Annotated in this window: 11 protein-coding genes and 1 tRNA gene; 6 read left to right on the plus strand and 6 right to left on the minus strand. The window is 70.0% G+C overall.

The window, feature by feature from the left end; all coding sequences use genetic code 11:
- Positions 1 to 114: 114 nt before the first annotated feature.
- On the minus strand, positions 115 to 2814 hold the full coding sequence (locus ACZ6N8_RS01050; RefSeq protein WP_466006758.1) for a ricin-type beta-trefoil lectin domain protein: 2700 nt from the start codon (positions 2812 to 2814) through the stop codon (positions 115 to 117).
- Positions 2815 to 3062: 248 nt separating this feature from the next.
- The gene (locus ACZ6N8_RS01055; protein WP_466006759.1) at positions 3063 to 6047 is read right to left on the minus strand and encodes a glycoside hydrolase family 3 protein; all 2985 of its coding nucleotides are present in this window, start codon (positions 6045 to 6047) and stop codon (positions 3063 to 3065) included.
- Between the two features lie 385 nt (positions 6048 to 6432).
- On the opposite strand from ACZ6N8_RS01055, the gene ACZ6N8_RS01060 reads away from it, so the two are divergent.
- A complete protein-coding gene (locus ACZ6N8_RS01060; protein ID WP_466006760.1) occupies positions 6433 to 8112 on the plus strand; it encodes a Na+/H+ antiporter in 1680 nt (559 codons plus the stop codon).
- 17 nt (positions 8113 to 8129) lie between these two features.
- Here the strand turns inward: ACZ6N8_RS01060 and ACZ6N8_RS01065 are convergent, their stop codons facing one another.
- Together ACZ6N8_RS01065 and ACZ6N8_RS01070 are read right to left on the minus strand one after the other, a co-directional pair.
- On the minus strand, positions 8130 to 9275 hold the full coding sequence (locus tag ACZ6N8_RS01065; RefSeq protein WP_466006761.1) for an FUSC family protein: 1146 nt from the start codon (positions 9273 to 9275) through the stop codon (positions 8130 to 8132).
- Between the two features lie 193 nt (positions 9276 to 9468).
- Entirely contained in the window at positions 9469 to 11952 is a 2484-nt protein-coding gene (locus ACZ6N8_RS01070; protein ID WP_466006762.1) for a M14 family metallopeptidase, read from the minus strand.
- 273 nt (positions 11953 to 12225) lie between these two features.
- Here ACZ6N8_RS01070 and ACZ6N8_RS01075 point away from each other — a divergent pair, with 273 nt between their 5' ends.
- Positions 12226 to 12696, plus strand: coding sequence for a TspO/MBR family protein (locus ACZ6N8_RS01075; protein WP_466006763.1), 471 nt, complete (start codon positions 12226 to 12228; stop codon positions 12694 to 12696).
- An 82-nt stretch (positions 12697 to 12778) separates the two neighbouring features.
- On the plus strand, positions 12779 to 14317 hold the full coding sequence (locus tag ACZ6N8_RS01080) for a sigma-70 family RNA polymerase sigma factor (RefSeq protein WP_466006765.1): 1539 nt from the start codon (positions 12779 to 12781) through the stop codon (positions 14315 to 14317).
- Positions 14318 to 14358: 41 nt separating this feature from the next.
- On the opposite strand, the gene ACZ6N8_RS01085 is transcribed toward ACZ6N8_RS01080, so the two are convergent.
- A complete protein-coding gene (locus ACZ6N8_RS01085) occupies positions 14359 to 14916 on the minus strand; it encodes a hypothetical protein (RefSeq protein ID WP_466006766.1) in 558 nt (185 codons plus the stop codon).
- Positions 14917 to 15159: 243 nt separating this feature from the next.
- On the opposite strand from ACZ6N8_RS01085, the gene ACZ6N8_RS01090 reads away from it, so the two are divergent.
- Positions 15160 to 16083, plus strand: coding sequence for an AEC family transporter (locus ACZ6N8_RS01090; RefSeq protein ID WP_466006767.1), 924 nt, complete (start codon positions 15160 to 15162; stop codon positions 16081 to 16083).
- A 61-nt stretch (positions 16084 to 16144) separates the two neighbouring features.
- On the opposite strand, the gene ACZ6N8_RS01095 is transcribed toward ACZ6N8_RS01090, so the two are convergent.
- A tRNA-Lys gene (locus ACZ6N8_RS01095) sits at positions 16145 to 16220 on the minus strand.
- A gap of 162 nt (positions 16221 to 16382) precedes the next feature.
- Between ACZ6N8_RS01095 and ACZ6N8_RS01100 the strand changes: the two genes are divergently transcribed.
- Positions 16383 to 16817 carry a DUF6010 family protein gene (locus ACZ6N8_RS01100; protein WP_466006768.1) on the plus strand — a complete coding sequence of 145 codons (435 nt, stop codon included), beginning with the start codon at positions 16383 to 16385 and terminating at the stop codon, positions 16815 to 16817.
- 16 nt (positions 16818 to 16833) lie between these two features.
- On the plus strand, positions 16834 to 17775 hold the full coding sequence (locus tag ACZ6N8_RS01105) for a GlxA family transcriptional regulator (protein ID WP_466006769.1): 942 nt from the start codon (positions 16834 to 16836) through the stop codon (positions 17773 to 17775).
- The last annotated feature ends 48 nt before the right edge of the window (positions 17776 to 17823 follow it).

Below are 17823 nucleotides of genomic sequence, written 5' to 3' on the forward strand. Positions count from 1 at the left end.
GGCCCTCCGACACGGTGCCCGGCGCAGGTGGGGCGGAGCGGCAGGGGCTCCGGCCCGGTGGAGAAACCACCAGGCCGGAGCCTTCGTCGCCGGAAAGGACCGGCGTCGGGTCCGTCAGTTGCGCAGGCTCCACTGCTGGTTGGAGCCGCCGTTGCACGACCAGAGGATGAGCTTCGTGCCGTTGGCGGTGGCGGCGCCGTTGGCATCGAGGCAGAGCCCGGACTGGCCGTTCGTGATGGTGCCGTTGGCGTTGACGTTCCACTGCTGGTTGAGCCCGCCGTGACAGTCCCAGATGATGACCTGGGTGCCGTTGGCCGTGCCCGCCCCGGACGCGTCCAGGCACTTGCTGCCGTACACGGTCAGTTGCCTGCCGCTGGTAGCGGTCCACCGCTGGTTCGTGCCGCTGCCGCAGTCCCAGAGCTGCACCTGGGTGCCGTTCGTGGTCGTCGAGCTGGGCACCTCGACACAGCGACCGGACTGGCCGCCCACGAGCTGCCCGCCCTGCGGCGTGCCGCCGCCGCTCTGCTGCCGCACGATGGCTGTCGACTCCGCCGACCGGTTGCCCTGGGCGTCGACGACGTAGAGCCGGTACTCCCCCTGCGACGTCGGCACGGCGATGGAGGTGGCGGTGCCTGACGCCCTGGTCATCGTCGGCCCGGCGACGAAGGTGGTGGTGCCGGAGGGGGCCAGCCAGACCGACCTGGTGGCGTCACCCGTGCTCCGGATCGGGATCGACGCCGTGGCGCTGGTGACGAAGGTGCTGGCCGGCAGCACGTAGTTCGGTGCCGAGAAGGTGCTCGCCGGGAGGATGTCCCGGTACGCGTCCTCGAGGCCGGAGTTCGCGGCGATCGCGTACGCCGCCGCCGGCCAGACGTAGTCGGAGGAGACGAGGATGTCGCCGATCGTGCTGTTCGGCAGGTTCTTGTTCGAGACCTTGTTGATCGGGCCGTAGATCTGCGTGATGCTCAGGTCGTGCTTGCGCCCGAAGTCGTCGGAATTGATCATCCAGGTGACGTTCTTGTCGATGCTCAGGACGTTGTCGCGGAACGTGATGAACGCTGATCCCTCGTCCGGGTGCAGGCCGTACTTGTGACCTGAGGGAACGCCCTGGAGATAGTTGTTGGTGATCGTGGTCCCCGGCTGACTGCCGAGCGTGTAGATGGGCGCCGTGTCGCTGAGGCGCTGCACCGTGTCGATGATGTGGTTGTAGCTGATGGTGTTGTTCCGCGCCGTCGTGGTCGGCCGGTTGGGCACGATCGAGCCTGATGATCCGTCGAAGTTCCACCAGCCCCAGCCGAGGGTGATGCCCGACCAGGGGCTCTTCTCGATCCGGTTGTGCTGGATCGTGAGGGTGTCGGCGAAGTACGCCGAGATCGGGCTGTGCCCGTTGAAGAGGACCGCGCTGTCGTACACATAGTTGTTCTTGATGTCGATGTTCTTCGGCAGCCCCTCGACCTGCGGGGAGTACTTCTCGCGGTTGGTCGACGTGCCGTCTCCGATGTAGACGTGCTGGGGGTGGCCGACGTCGATGGCGGAGCCGGCGATGTCGTTGGTGTGGTTTCCGATCAACTGCGTGTTCTGTACGTCGTTGACGAGGCTGATGCCGTCGGCGCCGGAGTGCTGGATTCGGTTCCGTTGCAGCAGGATCCCGTCGGCGTTCTGCACCTGGACCATGCCGGGGGTCACGTCGACGTTGCGGTAGTAGTAGACGTGGAAGTTGCCCTTCGCGTACGCCTGCGCGCCGAGGTTGCCCTGCTGCGCCTGCTTGAAGGACGAGCCGGCGACTGAGAACAGGTTCCAGTCGGAGTGCTGCACGGTCAGGCCGGAGAACGAGATGTTGCGCGCGTGGCTGCTCGTCGAGGTCCCGGCGACCCGCAGCAGGGTGGACACGTTGTTCGGCGCGTAGACCGCGGCCGTCGCCATGTTCTCGGTGCTGGACTTGTAGTAGTAGACGGTCCTGCTGCTCTTGTCGAAGTAGAACTCGCCCGGGGCGTCCAGGAACTCGTACGCGTTCATGAGCTTGTGGGTGCCGCCCACCTGGGCGTTGCCGTTGAACGCACCCTGGGCGATCGCCGCACCCGGTTGCTGGAACAGGGCCACCCGGTTCGCGCCGTCGGAACTCGTGGTCACCTGGCGGACGCCGACGATCGCCGTCGTCCAGGTCGTCCCCGTCTCGATCTCGATGTCGTCGTGGTTGCGGGCGATGGCGGGGAAGTCGGCCAGGTTGTACTTGGCACCGTCGCACTGGGAGCCCGACTCCCAGGCCCAGTCGGCCTGACCGGCCGTGACGGTGTACGTGCCGTAACACCCGGCCGAGCCGACCGTCTTCGACGCCATGTACGCGCGCTTGTCGTTGACGTAGAGCGCCCGCAGCTTGGTGGAGCGGTCCAGCGGGGCCTTCCAGATGTTGCCGCTGTGCTGGGTCCACCCGGTCACCTGAACGCCGCCGTCCAGGATCGGTGTCTCCCCCGCGTAGGCGGCGTAGCTGATCCGGAAGCCGTTGGTGCCGGAGTCACCGGCGCCGAACTCGATGGTGCCGCCTACCGGATACCTGCCACCGCGCAGGTAGACGGTGATGTCGCCGGTCATGCTCGCGTTGACCGTCCGTACGACGTCCCGTGCGCGTTGGACCGTCCGGAATGGAGATGCCAGCGTGCCGGGGTTGGCGTCGTTGCCGTCGGGGGCGACGTAGTAGGTCGCCTGGACCGCCGCCGAGGCCGGCGACGGGTCGGCGAGCACGCCCGGCAGCGTGGCGGCGACGAGAGCAGCCACCGCCAGCAGTGACGTTCGAGCGGTTGACACGATTGACCTCACGGACCCGTTCCTCTCACGTGCCGTCGACAGGGAACCCCGTGTGCATCGAGCGATGAGTACGGATGTAATCGCCCCGAAATCTTTCCGAAGCGTAGGTCACACGTGTGATGAATGCAACGGTCGATCGCAGTCCATCTATGCGCGACCGGCGCTGATCGGCCCACCGGACTCAGCGCGACCGTCCGGTCATCAGATGAATCCGGAACCAGGCCGGGCCGGGGCGTGCCACCGCCCCGGCCCGGGCCTGCTCACCTGATGCTGAACGTCGCCAGCCGCAGCGGAGAGTCGAACACCAGGTACACGTCGTGGGTGCCGGCGGCCCGTACCAGGTCGGCCTCGACGCTCACGTACCGGTAGTCGTCTCCGGTGCTGGGCACTGTGACCGTGCCGAGCAGCCGGCCGGTCGGCGACCCCAGTCGTACCTGGATCGTGCCGGTGCCCGCCCCGGCCCGGGCGACCCGCGCGGTGAGAGTGCGGGCGCCGGGACGCACTACGGCGTCGGCGAAGGCGATCCACTGTCCCGCTCCGGTCGCGCCCACGACCGTGCCGCTGGCCTTGGTCTCGTCGAGCAGCCGGACGCCTGAGTACCTGTCGAAGTTCTCCGCACGGGTCAGCCGGGACAGGTCCCGGTCCGGGACCGTCTCACCGCGTACCCGGATCTGCGTCCGCGCCCGGATGTCCCCGGCGGACGCGCCGACCATGAGGTCGTGCACCGACGACTCGACCACCCACCGGCTGCGGGTGACGTCCCAGTGCGCCAGGTCCGCGGCGGGCAGCCGCAGGACCACCGTACGGGTCTGCCCGGGCGCGAGGTCCACCCGCTGGAACGCCTTGAGCTGGCGGATCGGGGTCCTGACCCGTGAGGTGCGCTGGTGGGTGTAGAGCTGCACCACCTCGGATCCGGCCCGGCTCCCGGTGTTGGTGACGTCCACACTGACCGAGATCGTGCCATCGGCCGCGACCGAGGTGGCGCCGGGGCGCGGCTGGCCGTAGCGGAACCGGGTGTACGACAGCCCGTGGCCGAACGGGTAGAGCGGCTTCGCGGTGCTGTACAGGTACGTCTGCCCGGACGAGATGATGTCGTACTCCAGCAGGTCCGGCGGCAGTTGCCCGTCCGAGCGGTACCAGGTCTGGGTGAGCCTGCCCGACGGGTTGCGGTCGCCGAACAGGACGTCGGCGACGGCGTGCCCGGTCTCCGCGCCCGCGTGGGTGGTCCAGACGATTGCCGGAACGTGCTGCTGCTCCCACGTCAGGGTGACCGGGTAGCTGGTCTGGAGCACCAGCACCGTACGCGGATTGGCAATGGTCACGGCCTTGACCAGTGCCTCCTGGCCGGCGCTCAACGCGGTAGAGGTGCGGTCGTGCGCCTCGCGGCCGTTGATGAACGGGTTGCTGCCGACGACCAGGACCGCGGTGTCGGCCGCCTTGGCCGCCGCCACGGCCCTGTCGATCCCGCTGCTGATCACCTCGCGACTGAAGTGGGTCGCCGCAGCCGGGGTGGATGCGCCGAGCTTCAGGGCGCCGTCGGCACCGACAGTCACGTACCTGTCGGGGCCGAACCAGCTCTCCTTGGTCTCGTAGCCGGCGTAGCGCAGCACGACCGTTCCGTCGGCCTGGGGCTCCAGCTTGAACTGCTGCTGGACGTACCAGCCGTTGGGCTGCGCGTCCCGGGTGACGAACGGCCCCCAGTTGTAGCCGAGGTAGCGGCCGTTGGCGGCGTTGCGCAGCGTCACCACGTCCTGGCCCCAGTCCACCACGTCGAACTGGGCGACGAGCGCCGGGGTGGCGCCGGTCCCGAGGACGGGGTCGGCGTCGGTGGTGCCGGTGGCCGAGACGTACCTGCCGGTCGCCGTGTCCTTCAGCGCTATCCGGTCCGCCCCGTCGAGCCCGCTCACCCTGGCCCTGTCACCCAAGCGTTCGCGGATGCCGTCGAGCGCGGTCACCTCGTACGGCAGGTCGCCGCCGTACCAGTCGGAGTAGAGGGTGTCGGCCAGAGGACCGAGCACTGCCACCTTGCGGGTGCGGGTCGGGTCCAGGGGCAGTGCCTGCCGGGAGTTCTTCAGCAGCACCATCGCCTCGCCTGCTGCCTGCCGGGCCAGCCGCTGGTGTTCCGGACTGTTGATGACGTCGGGGGTGATGCCGCCGTACCGGCCGCCGCCCGGGTCGAACTCCCCCAGCCGGAACCGGACGCTGAGGATCTCCCGGATCCGGGCGTCGATGTCGTCCTCGGTGAGCAGCCCGGCGGCCAGCGCCTGCTTGATGGCCGTCACTGTCGGCTGGGCGTTCGTGTCGTCGGTGATGAAACTGTTCAGGCCGGCCTTGACGATCGCCGCGTTGGCCTCGGGCTGGGTGGCGTAGTACCCCTGGGAGGCGACGAGGTTGTTCGGCGCCCAGGCGTCTGTGACGTTCATCAGCGGCCTGTCGGTCCAGCCGCGGACCACCGTGGCGAGGTCCGGATCGACAGTCGCGGGTCGACCGTTGACCAGGTTGTACGCGGCCATCACCCCGGTCGCCGCGTCGGCGGCGAGGGCCGGTTTGAAGGCGGCGCGGTCGTACTCGTTGAGCACCCGTGGGGGCACGTTCGACGAGGTCACGTCACGCCGGACCTCGTTGTTGTAGGCCAGGTAGTGCTTCAGGGTGGGTGCGCTCTTGAGATGGTCCGGGTCACCGCCTGTCATCCCCGAGCCGTACGCGGTGGAGATGGCCGCGGTGAGCAGCGGGTCTTCGGAGTAGCCCTCCTCGTTGCGACCCCAGCGGGGATCGCGGAGCAGGTTGACCACAGGCGCCCAGAGGTTGAGGCCCCAGACCCGTGGGTTCTGCGCGTGGTAGCCGCGCGCCTCGTCGCCGACGGCCGAGCCGACCCGGTTGACCAGGTCGGTGTCCCAGGTGCTCGCCATGCCCACCGGCTGGGGAAACGAGGTGCCGCGGGCCTTGACGACGGCCCCGTTGTTGTCGATGTCGGTCGACCAGGCAACCCCGTGCAGGGCCTCGGTGCCGGTCTTGAACAGGCCGATGCCCAGCCGGGGGATGGCCGGCTGGTACTGGTGCAGCCAGGAGATCTTCTCGTCCAGCGTGAGCCGCCCCAGCAGGTCGTCGACCCGGGCGTTCACCGGCAGGTGGGGATCTCGGAAGGGGTAGGTGGGTTCGGCGAGCGCCGTGCCGGGAACGGCAGGCAGGGCCAGCAGTGCGAGCGCGAGCGCGGTGATTCCGCGCCGAAGGCGCCTGTTGCGCATGCGGTTTCTCCTCATGTCGTACGACCGACGTCACGGGGACGCCGAGACCGGCGTGGCCAGGCTCGACACCCGGCTGACGGGCCTGGACGACTGATCGTCGAAGCGCTTCGACGATCAGGCCGCAGGGACCACGGCCATGATCTGGTGATTTCGGCAACTATAGATGCGGGCCGATGAACCGCACCAGTGGCCGCCGACGGATCCGGGCCGGGACGATCCCACCCGGTCGTCGACCGGGCAGTCCGGTTGATCACCCGGGTAGGCTTGTTACCGCTGCGTACCGTGCTGTCCGCACGGCACCGACAGGTGTCACAGGTACGGCTGGCCGCCGCGTCGCGGCCCCGCAGTCCATTCCGCTCGCGCCGCTCCAGGGGGACGTCACCAGGTGAGCACCCACTCGATGTTGCTGTTCGTGCTCGCCGCCGTCGCGGTCATCGTCGCCGTGCGGTGGGTGGCGGCCCGCACCGGACTGCCGGCCGCGGCGCTGCTGCCGCTCATCGGCATCGCGTACGCGCTGCTCCCCGGCCCCAACGTCGGTCTCGATCCCGACCTCGTGCTCATGGTCGTGCTGCCGCCGCTGCTCTACAGCGCCGCACTGGACTCCTCGCTGCTGGACATCCGCCGCAACCTGCGCATCGTGGTCAGCCTGTCCGTGCTGCTGGTGCTTCTCACAGGCGTCCTCGTCGGCATCGGCTTCCACCTGTTCGTCGCCGGCGCGACACTCGCCGCCGGGATAGCGGTAGGCGCCGCCATCGCGCCCCCCGACCCGGTGGCCGCACTCGCGGTGGGCCGCCGGGTCAACCTGCCGCCGAAGATGGTCACGATCATCCAGGGCGAGGGGCTGCTGAACGACGCCACCGCCCTGACGATGCTCAGCGTCGCGGTGGCCGCCGCCGTGGGCGGCGAATTCTCGCTCCCGTCCGCCGTCAGCAAGTTCGTGCTGGCGGCGGTCGGCGGGGTGGCGGTGGGCGCGGCCGTCGCCTGGCTGGTACGTCTGGCCCGGCCGCTCACCACCGACCCGCTTCTGTCGAACGCCATCTCCCTCGCGACACCGTTCGTGGCCTACCTGGTGGGCGAGGAGCTGCACGTCTCAGGTGTGCTCGCCGTGGTGATCGCCGGGCTGATCGTCGGTCACCAGACGCCCCAGCTCGGCTCCGGCGCCGCCCGGTTGCAAACCAGCGCGGTGTGGCGGCTCGTCGACTTCCTCCTCGAGGGCTTCGTCTTCCTGCTGATCGGCCAGCAGCTCCCCGAGGTCGTCAAGGGCCTGCGCCAGTACGAGACGTCGACGATCGTCATCGCCGTCGCGGTGTCGGTAGGCGTGGTGCTGCTGCTGCGCCCCGCCTGGCTGGTGCTGACCCAGTCCCTCCCCCGGTCCCTGCACACCCGGTTGGGCGGCATCTCCGAGCAGGACGACAGCGACGAGCCGGGTAGCGCCCGGCAGGTCGCCCGCGCCGACCGCAACGCCCAGCGGCTGTCCCTGCGCGAGGTGACGGCGTTGAGCTGGTCAGGCACCCGTGGGGTCATCAGCCTGGCCGCGATCTTCACCCTGCCGTTGACCACCAACAGCGGCGCGCCCTTCCCCGACCGGGACCTGCTTCTGTTCTGCACCTTCGTGGTCGTCCTCGTGACACTCGTCGGGCAGGGCCTGACGTTCGCGCCGCTCGTGCGGAGGCTGGGCCTACGCGCCAACGAGACAGACCAGGCCCGGGTCCGCAACGAGGCCCGCTCGGCGGCGGTCGAGGCCGCTCTGGCCCGGCTGGACGAGGTCGCCGCCGAGGATCCGGACAGCGCGGTGGCCGTCAACACCACACGCACCCAGTTGCTGGCCCGCCTCGCGCGCTACCGCGGGCGGCTCGACCTGCTCGAACAGAGCGGATCGTCCGAGATGCCGACCTCACCGCAGTACGAGACGGCGCTCCAGGTCCGCCGGACGGCGATCGACGCCCAGCGGGAGGAACTCGTGCGCTGGCGCGACTCGGGCCGGCTGCCCGACGAGGAACTGCGCGTTCTGGAACGCGAACTCGACCACGAGGAGCTGCTGCTCCCCAGGAGGCCGTCCAGCTGAACCCTCCGCCCGGCCGGTCAGTCGTGCCCGCCCGGAGCGCCCGCCCGGTACACCAACGCGGCAGCCTCCTCGGAGCCCAACCCACTGGCGATGAGCATCTCGTAGGCCAACGTCCGGAGTTCGCCCGCGGCCATCATCCCCGAGTAGCCCAGACGGTGGGTGTGCGGGCGGGTGGGGTCACGGGCGCGCTCCCCCTGTGCCCGTCCGACCAGGTCGACAGCCGCCAGGATCCGCTCGCGCGCCTCCCGTGGCTCTTCCCGCGCGATGATCGCGCCGCGCAGCGCCTGCGCGGTGTCGGCAAGCATGTCGATGGCGGCCGGAAACTCCTCCGGTATCGGCTCGTCCTCCTTCACGGCCCTGGCCAGTCGTCTCGCCATTGACCGGCAGGCGTGCAGGCTGCGCTCCAGATGTCGGATGGACTCGGCGTGAAAGGCCGTGTAATGACGCTGGCGCCAGCGCAGAGGCGACAGTCGTACCACCTCCTGGGCGGCGGCCATCCCTTCGCGTAAGGAGAGGACCTGCGGGCCGACGTTCCGCAAATCGCGCAGGCTCCGCTCCGTCCCTACGAGATCACGCCCACGCACCGCCGAAGCCAGACAGTGCATGGTGGTCACCGCGGGGCCCACCACGGGTTCGGCCAAGCGGTGCAGCGTCCGCTGCGGGTGGATGGGCACCAGCAGCAGGCTGACCGCCAGCCCGATCAGCCCTCCGACCGCGGCGTCCACGAACCGGGGGATGGACAACTCGCGGACCGGTGGTTCGAGGGTGGCGATGAGCACGGCCGTACCACCGGCCTGGGTGAGCAGTGAACCGCCACCCTTGAGCAGGATGGCCACGATGATCGCCAGCAGGACGACGCCACCGGTCTGCCAGGGTCCTATGCCGAAGAGCGGCATGAGCAGGTCACCCACGGCGAGCCCGAGCACCACCCCGGCCAGCAGTTCGATGGTGCGCCGCAGGCGGGAGCCCATCGCGGCGGCCGTGATGCCGACCGCGGTGGTGGGCGCGAAGACCGGGGACGAATTGCCGAGGAACTTGTACGCGACGAACCAGGCGATGCCCGCCCCGATGGCGGCCTGCACGGCGAGCAGACCGTAGAGCCGGAACCGCCAGGCGCGTACGCGCGAGGCGTGCCGCGCCCGTTCCCGCAGGCTGCCGAACACCCGGTCGACACGAGAAGGCCCGTGTTGTGCCGATTCCAGGTCGGCGGCCGAATCCTCGCTCGCGGGCATACGCGCCGCTTACCCACCGAACGAGGACCTATCCGCGCTGCCGACACCTGCGCGGGCCCTGTTGACCGCTGTCCCGCCGGTGCGGGTAACACCGACCGGCGGGGCAACGATCACGGGACGAGCACTATCTCGTGGCGATCTTGATGGTCGCCGTACGGTAGTTGTTGCGCCTGTCGTTCTTCGTCGGGTCGTAGTTCTTCTCGATGTTGCCGGCGCTGTCCACCGAGAACCACTTGAACGTCGTCGTCTCGGTCACGTGGAACACCTGCCCCGGCTCCCGGAACTCGGTAGCCGCATAACGGGGCGACTGGAGCGTGGGCCGGCTGCCGTCGGTCGTGTAGTAGATGGTGGCCGGCTCACTCGTCTCGAAGCGCACGTCGACAGGCCCGCGGTACGTCCCGCCGCCCGGAACGAGCTCGGACGTCGGGTCCTTCCGGTCCCGGCCCCAGTCCGCCGCGACCCGGAACATCTCCATGATCCCGTTGGCGTACTCCATCGTCTCGGCGTGACCGCTTACCAGTTCGGGGTTGCCCGCCCACTCCGGCTGGAACGAGCCGCCCTGCCAGTCGCCCGTGGCCGGGTTGTAGACCGAGCCGCCGACCTCCCAACCGAAGGCGTAGATCCCGTACGTGTAGTACAGGTCCTCGCGCACGTTGCCGGCGGAGGAGTAGAGGACGTCGGACGAGCCGCCGACGTTCTCCGGCGTCACGACGGTCTCCCGGTGTGCCTTGACCTGCGACAGGATCCGGGACGCCGACTGCCAGTAGAACGCCTCGTCACCGAGCGGCGGGCGCGGCGTGGTGATCCGCCCGTCCGCGATGTACGCGCCGGGCTGCCAGAACAGCTGACCGCCGTTGGAGTGCACGGACATCATGAACTTGATGTTCGAGTACTTCTCGACCAGCCAGATGATGTTCTTCGACTCGGGCTCGGACAGCTCCTCCGGCCCCTGGTACGTGCCGCTGACACAGTTGGTCGACCCGCCCGCGTAGCCGTCGTGGCCCGACCCGACCCGGTAGTTCCGGTTCAGGTCGACGCCCCAGGAGTTCCGCTGCCCCGGATCGGCTGTCGCGTCCGGGCAGTGGTTCGTCATGTTCTTCCGCTGGGAGGCGAAGTTGTAGAAGCTGTAGTTCGCCCCGTCGGGGTTGTTGGAGAGGATGAAGAAGACGTCGGTGTTGTCGACGATCTTCTTCGTCTCCCGGTCGGACCGGTAGTTGTGCACCAGGCGCTCGGCCGACTCCAGGCTGGTCGTCGCCGGCACCCACTCGCGGGCGTGGTCCTGGGCCTGGATCAGGACGCCTGGCTTCTTGCCGTCACGGTGCTTGCCGATCCGCAGGACGGGAATGGTGACCGGGCCCCGCGGCACCTCACCCTCCGGCGCTCCGACGCGCTTCTGGTCGAGGAAGTCGGTCAACGCGACCGGGCCGGCCGTCGGCGCGACGATTCCGGTGCCCGCGTTGGTGCGGTACGGGTGCGCCCGGTCGATGAGGCCCTGGGACCGGGCCTTCAGCGCGTCCGCCACCTGGGTGGCGGTACTCGCCGGCGCACCTGAGGCGTCCGTCGCGAGCAGGACGCGGACCGCCTTGCCGGCGACCTCCACGGTGAGCGGGAGGTCCGCCTCCGGCCGGCCCACGAACTCGACTGTGATGTCGTTGCCACCCTCGTGGCCCCACGCCGCCGAGCTGACCACCACCGCCGACTGGTCCGTACCGCCGATCGTGGCCTGCGCCTTGCGCTGGTAGCCGTTTGTCTGGTTCGGCAGGTAGACGATCTCGGCGATGTCCGGGTACTGGCGGGCTATCTCCTTCGCGCGGCTGTAGAGCTGCTGCGGGTGCTTGTAGCCGTCCACGAAGTCCGACTTGTAGGACGGGTTCGCCGTCAGCGGCGGCGGGGCGTCCTCCAGCCAGTCGGAGACCTTGCCGGTGGCGACGCCGCCGGTCGAGCTGGTGACCCGGATCTGGTTCGGCCGGGCATCGAGCTTGAACAGGTTCCTGTGGAACATGTACTGCCCGGAGTCGACGAATCGGCTCATCGTCCGGGGGAAGCCGAAGGACGTGCCCCTGCCCGAGTCGTTCTCGAGCTGCATCTCCACTACCGGTTCGGCCTGCTGCCCCTCGGTGGTGCGTGCCTCGACGTACAGGAAGCCCTGGCCCTTGGTGGTGAACCAGTCGGCACGGGCGATCCGCACGGTCGCCTCGTGGCTGGCCGGCTGCGCGGCGCGGGCTGCGGCATTGCCCTGGATGCCGCCGTCGGCCTCGTCACTCCAGGCGAAGCCCTCGTCGTCGCCGAGGACCTCGACGCCCATCGCCGTCAGTTCGGCGATCTGTTCGGCGGTGACCACCGCCTCGCCCTCGATGCCGGTCGGCACGCGCTTGAGGCCGTGTTCGAGGTCGAAGCCGGCGGCGACAACCCGGTCCAGCATGTCGGCGCCGGCCAGCTTGACGTGTACGCGGCGTACCTGGTCGCGGGTCTCAAGCTCAGATCGTGCGGAGCCGGCCGTGGCGGTCGACAGTGCGGGATCCGCGCCAGCCGGACCGGTCGACACGAGGACGCCGGCCAACAGGGCGGGCAGCGCCACGAACGCGATGCGCCTTTGTCTGCGTCGCATTATCCCCTCCTTCGTGTTCGCAATGGTCCATATAGGACGGACGGTTGACGCTCGCGCATCCTGGGTCTGGGCATGGGCGATGGTTGGCGTGGCGGGAAGATCCGGGGGCCGTGCGCGAGTCCGGTGAGCGTATGCTGATCTTCGACGGCATCGGCTCGGATCAACGTAATTTGAGCATTACTTGAGGCATCGCGGGGGTAGCGGTCGCCCGCCTTCGTCGAGTCCCGGTGACCGCCCGCGCTTGATCCGCCGCCGGCCGGGTAGCTGAACACCATGCGACTACCAACCCTGGTCAAGACCGCCGCGGCGGTCACCGTCACGGCCGCCGCCGGTACGGCGGTGAACGACACCTCCAACGGCTGGTACCGGCGGCTGCGCAAGCCGAGCTGGCAGCCACCGCCCGTGGCGTTCCCGTTGGCGTGGACGCCGCTGTACGCGTTGATCGCGGTGGCCGGCGCCCGCGTGCTGGACCGCACCGGCGGCACCGAGCGTGCGGCGTTCACCCGCGCCTACGCGCTCAACCTGGCTCTCAACTTCGGGTGGAGCGCGTTGTTCTTCAAGGCCCGCAGGCCCACCGTCGCGCTGGCCGAGATCGCCGCCCTCAACGCCTCGAACTTCGCGCTCGTCCGCCGCGCCTCCCGTGCCGACCACGTCGCGGCTGCCGCACTGGCCCCGTACGCCGCGTGGACACTCTTCGCCACCGCCCTCAACGGTGCCATCGTCCGCCTCAACAGCGACAGGTGACAGCTCAGTTTGTGTGACCTGTGCGGGTGTCAACCCATCTCCACGGTGTACGAGGATGTCCCGTGAAGGCGAGGTTGTGAGCGTGACCTATCACGCGTACCCGAACAGAACCGACCTGACGGCGGTGGTGGACGCGGCCCGCCGCGGCGACCACGCCGCGACCGACGAACTGGTCTCGCACTACCTGCCCCTGGTCTACAACATCGTGGGCCGGGCGATGAGCCGTTCCGCGGACGTCGACGACGTGGTGCAGAACACGATGTTGAGCGTCGTACGAGGGCTGGCGGGCGTACGCGATCCGCGGCTCTTCCGGTCCTGGCTGGTGGCCGTCACCATGAACGAGGTCCGTGCCTACCGGCAGCACCGGCACACCACACCGACGCCGCCGGAGGACATCGACAACATGGTCGCCCCGGGTTCCGACTTCGAGGACCTGACCCTGACCCAGCTACGCCTGTCCGACCAGCGCCGGGAGGTGGTCCTGGCCACACGCTGGCTGGACGACGACCACAGGCACCTGCTCTCGCTGTGGTGGCTGGTCGAGGCCGGTCACCTCACCCGCGCCGACCTCGTCGACGCGCTGCAGATCGACCCCCACCACGTGACCGTCCGCGTGGCCCGGATGAAGGCACAGTTGGACATCGCACGGCTGGTCGTACGGGCCCTCATCGCCCGGCCCGGCTGCGCAGGCCTCATCGACACGGCCTCCGACTGGGACGGCCAACCCGCGCCGGTGTGGCGCAAGCGCCTCGCACGACACATCCGCGACTGCACGTACTGCCCGAACACCACATCGGACCTGGTTCCCGCCGAGCGGCTGCTCGCCGGCCTCGCGCTCACACCGGTCCCGACCCGCCTCGCCTCGGACGTCTCCCACCAGGTGCACCTCGTCTCCTCGTCGCAGGCCGCCGCGTCGGTGGGCGCGCACGCGAAGGCCGGGCTGGTGCACAAGGCCCACCTCACGGCCCTGTCCCTGCCCAAGACCCTGGTCGGCGCCGTCGCCGCCGTCGCCGTGCTCGGAGGGGGCGGGCTCATCCTCACCACCTATGGCGACGAGCCGACGAAGCAGCCCGCGAGCGTCGCCGAGGCCCGGCCCTCGACCGCGAGCACCGACGTCGCCGCCGAGACCGACGACCCCGCGGCCGAGTCGCCCTCCCCCACGGCACCCGAACCCTCCCCGACCACCGCGCAGCCGAGCCCCACCCCCAGCCGGTCGGCGACACGAACCACAGCACCGAAGCCCACCCCGACACCGACCAGGTCGGCCAACAAGTCGGCCGCCCTGCCGGCCGGCGTGTCCGCCGCCGAACAACGCCTGCTGGTGCTGCTCAACGAGCGACGCCGAGCGCTCGGACTGCCCGAAGTCGGGATGCGCACCAACGAGCAGAACGCCGCGGAGACCTGCGTGAAGCAGAACCTGGACGCGGGCACCTTCGAACACTGCGGGCACGAGGTCCTGTGGGCGTCCTCGGGCAACTCCTCGCCCGAGCAGATGATCGAGGCCTGGTTCAACAGTCCCGGCCACAAGACGGCACTGACCTACGCCAGCTCCCGCTTCGCCGGCCCCGCCATCGTCTTCAACGGCACCCGCCAGATCGCCGCCATCAACATCGACTACTGAGGCTCTCCGGCCCGGCGACTGGCGTCGCCGGGCCCGCCCGCCTACGACCCACCACCGACCGGTGGCATCGGCCGCACGGACGCCTCGGCGGCCAGCCGCGCGGCCACCCGCTCATCGAGGTACGCGGCCACCCGCGCATCCTCAGCCGGGGTCAGTGTCGTCCGGCACAGGTACCGCGGCTGCTGGTCCGCGCAGTCCAGGCGGTACGCCTCCCGCATCCGCGCCGCATGCCTGATCGCCGTCCACGGCAACCGCAACGCCGCATGGGCGGTGTGCCACTCGATGGCCTCCGCGGTGAACACGTACCGGACCGGCGCGCGCAACGCGGCGTGACTGCGCAGGTACGCCGAACCGTTGATCAGCCCCGCGAAGAACCAGACCACCCCGAACGGCAGGCCGAACAGCCCCGCGAAGAACCAGCCACCATCGGCCGTGAACGTACCGAGACTCGTGATGGACAGCAGCACACCCGAGATGACGAACAGCCAACTCATGCGCCGTAGGTCCCGTCGCAGCAGCCGCGTGAACCGGACGTCGGGTGTGACGAGCAGGTCGAACCCGCCCCGGACGCCTGCCTCGTAGAGCTTCTCGTCGCCCACGCCGTACCCCCGCCGTCGTCGATGCCAACCGCGAAGAACCTAGACCCCGCCGCCCGTACGGACCAGACCCGGCGTTCCCTCGGCGGCGGAGGCGGCGGATGAGCGGGATTTTTGCCCGGTCCGGACCGGATGCCAGGCTGAACGCGTGGCTCACCGATCGACGTACATCTGGACAACCTCCGGTTGCCCCGCGGCCTGGCACGCACCGTGGTGGCGTGACGCCCGCCCGGCGGTGACCACCGGATGAGCCTGGTGTCGGCGTTCGTACCGATCTGGATCCTCACCGCGGTCGGCTACGCGGCCTGTCGTTGGGGCCTGCTGGGCGAGGCGGCGGCGTCGGTGCTCGGCCGGTTCGTGTTCCAACTCGCGATGCCGTCCGCCCTGTTCCTGGCCCTGTCCCGAATGCCGCTCTCCGGGTTCGCCGGTCGCCCGCTGCTGGCCTTCGGGGTGAGCACCACCGCGGTCATCGGGTTCGGCTGGGCCGGCGCGGGCTGGCTGTTCGGTCGCACGCCCGGCGAGCGGCCGATCTGGGGCATGGCCGCCGGGTACGTGAACTCGGCGAACCTCGGCATCCCGATCGCCACGCAGGTTCTCGGCAACGTGTCGTTCCTGGCGCAGGTGGTGCTGCTCCAGGTGCTTGTGGTGACGCCCGTGATCCTGGTCGCCCTGGACCGGCACAGCGACCCCGCCGGGCGGGTACGGGTCCGCCGCATCGCCTCCCTACCGGGACGCAACCCGGTGATCCTGGCGTCGCTGCTCGGTGTCGCCTGCTCGGCTGCCGACCTGCACCCGCCGTCGGCCGTGGGCGCGTCGCTCACCCTGCTGTCGGGCGCCGCGGTGCCGGCCGCCCTGATCGCGCTCGGCGCGTCGCTGCACCGCACGGCACCGTCACAGGCAGAGCCGGCGAACCCGGCCGAGCTGGCCGTGATCACCGCGCTGAAGCTCGTCGCACAGCCGGCCATCGCGTACGCGGCCGGGCTGGCCCTGCACCTGTCCGCCCCGCAGTTGCTCGCCGTGGTGGTGTGCGCGGGCCTGCCGACAGCGCAGAACACGTTCATCTACAGCCAGGAGTACGGCGTCGGCGAGACGGTGGCCAACCGGGCGGTGGTCGTGACCACGGCACTGTCGCTGGTCACAGTGGCCACGGCGGCGGCGCTGCTCGGGTAGAGCCGTCAGAGGAAACGAAAGGCCCGACCAGGTGAGTACCACCGGATCGGGCCTCGATTGTTGGTGCGCCGCCAGGGACTCGAACCCCGAACCCGCGGATTAAGAGTCCGCTGCTCTGCCAGTTGAGCTAGCGGCGCTCGCTGACAACGGGACGAGACGTTAGCACGCCCGGCCGCCGGCCCGAGACACCGGTGGCGAGAATCCGGCGGACCATGGCATTTTCGCCTCTCGTCCGCCACGGCAGGGCTTCCTAGGCTCCTTCCCGACACGCGTCAACAGGAACGGAACGGGGCTGGATCGTGCTTCGCTACGTCATGCCCGTGGTGATCGGGCTGGTCTACGTCGGGCTCAACTCTTTCGTGCCGGAGCCGCACCGGCGGCGCCTGAACGCCCTCGTCGTCACCGGCGCCGGGGCCGCTTACATCAGCGGTGGTGGATTCGGGCTGTGGGAGTTGGCCTTCTGCGCGCTGCTGCTGGTGGTGGGCTACGCCGGGCTCACCTCGTACACCTTCATCGGCGTCGGATGGCTCCTGCACACGCTCTGGGACGTCCTGCACCACAGGCGCGGCACCCCGATCATCCCGTCGCTGCACGACTCGTCGTTCGGCTGCGCCCTCTGCGATCCGGTCATCGCGCTCTGGTGCCTCGCCGGTGGCCTGTCGGTCCGAGACCTGTACGACCGGGTCGCTCGCCGGGCGGCCGATGTGCGCCCGCCGGTCACCGCGCGGTCCTGACTGGTTGAATTCCGCCATGCACACGGTGGCCGTGCTCGCCCTCGACAGCGTCGTCCCGTTCGACCTGGCCACGCCGATGGAGGTCTTCCAGCGCACCCGCCTCCCCGACGGCCGCGCCGGTTACCGCGTCCTCGTCTGTGCCGCCACGCCGACTGTCGCCGCGGGCGCGTTCAGCATGGCGGTGCCGTGGGGCCTGGACGTCCTTGCCGACGCCGACACCGTCATCGTCCCGGGTGTCTCCGACCCCGCCGCCGCGACACCTCCGGCGGTCCTCGACGCGCTGCGCGCCGCAGCCGCGAACGGCGCCCGGATCGCCTCGATCTGCGGCGGCGCGTTCACCCTGGCCGCCACCGGCCTGCTCGACGGGCACCGCGCCACCACGCACTGGCTCGCCAGCGGCCAGCTCGCCGCCCAGCATCCGCGGATCCAGGTCGACCCGAACGTGCTCTACGTGGACAACGGGCAGTTCCTCACCTCCGCCGGTGCCGCCGCCGGGCTCGACCTGTGCCTGCACCTGGTCCGCCGCGACCACGGCGCCGCCGTCGCCGCCGACGCGGCGCGGTTGTCGGTCATGCCGCTGGAACGCGCGGGCGGGCAGGCGCAGTTCATCACCCACGAACCGCCGGCCCCCGAGGGTGCGACCCTGGAGCCGCTGCTGGCCTGGATGCGCGACAACGCCAGCCGTGAGCTGACCCTCACCGACATCGCGCGCCACGCCGGCATGAGCACACGGACGCTGAACCGGCACTTCCGCGACCAGACCGGCACCACACCGCTGCGGTGGCTGCACCGGGTCCGCGTCCACCAGGCGCAACACCTCCTGGAGACCACCGCCCATCCCGTCGACCGGGTGGCGACGCAGGTCGGGTTCGGTTCCACCACCGCCTTCCGGGACCGCTTCAAGCGGATCACCGGCACCAGCCCGCAGGCGTACCGGCGGAGCTTCCGCGGCGGCTGACCACGACGCGCGGGCGCCCGCAAGGTCGTCAGGATGATGGGCGACCAA

The organism is Micromonospora sp. NPDC047521 (assembly GCF_055587305.1).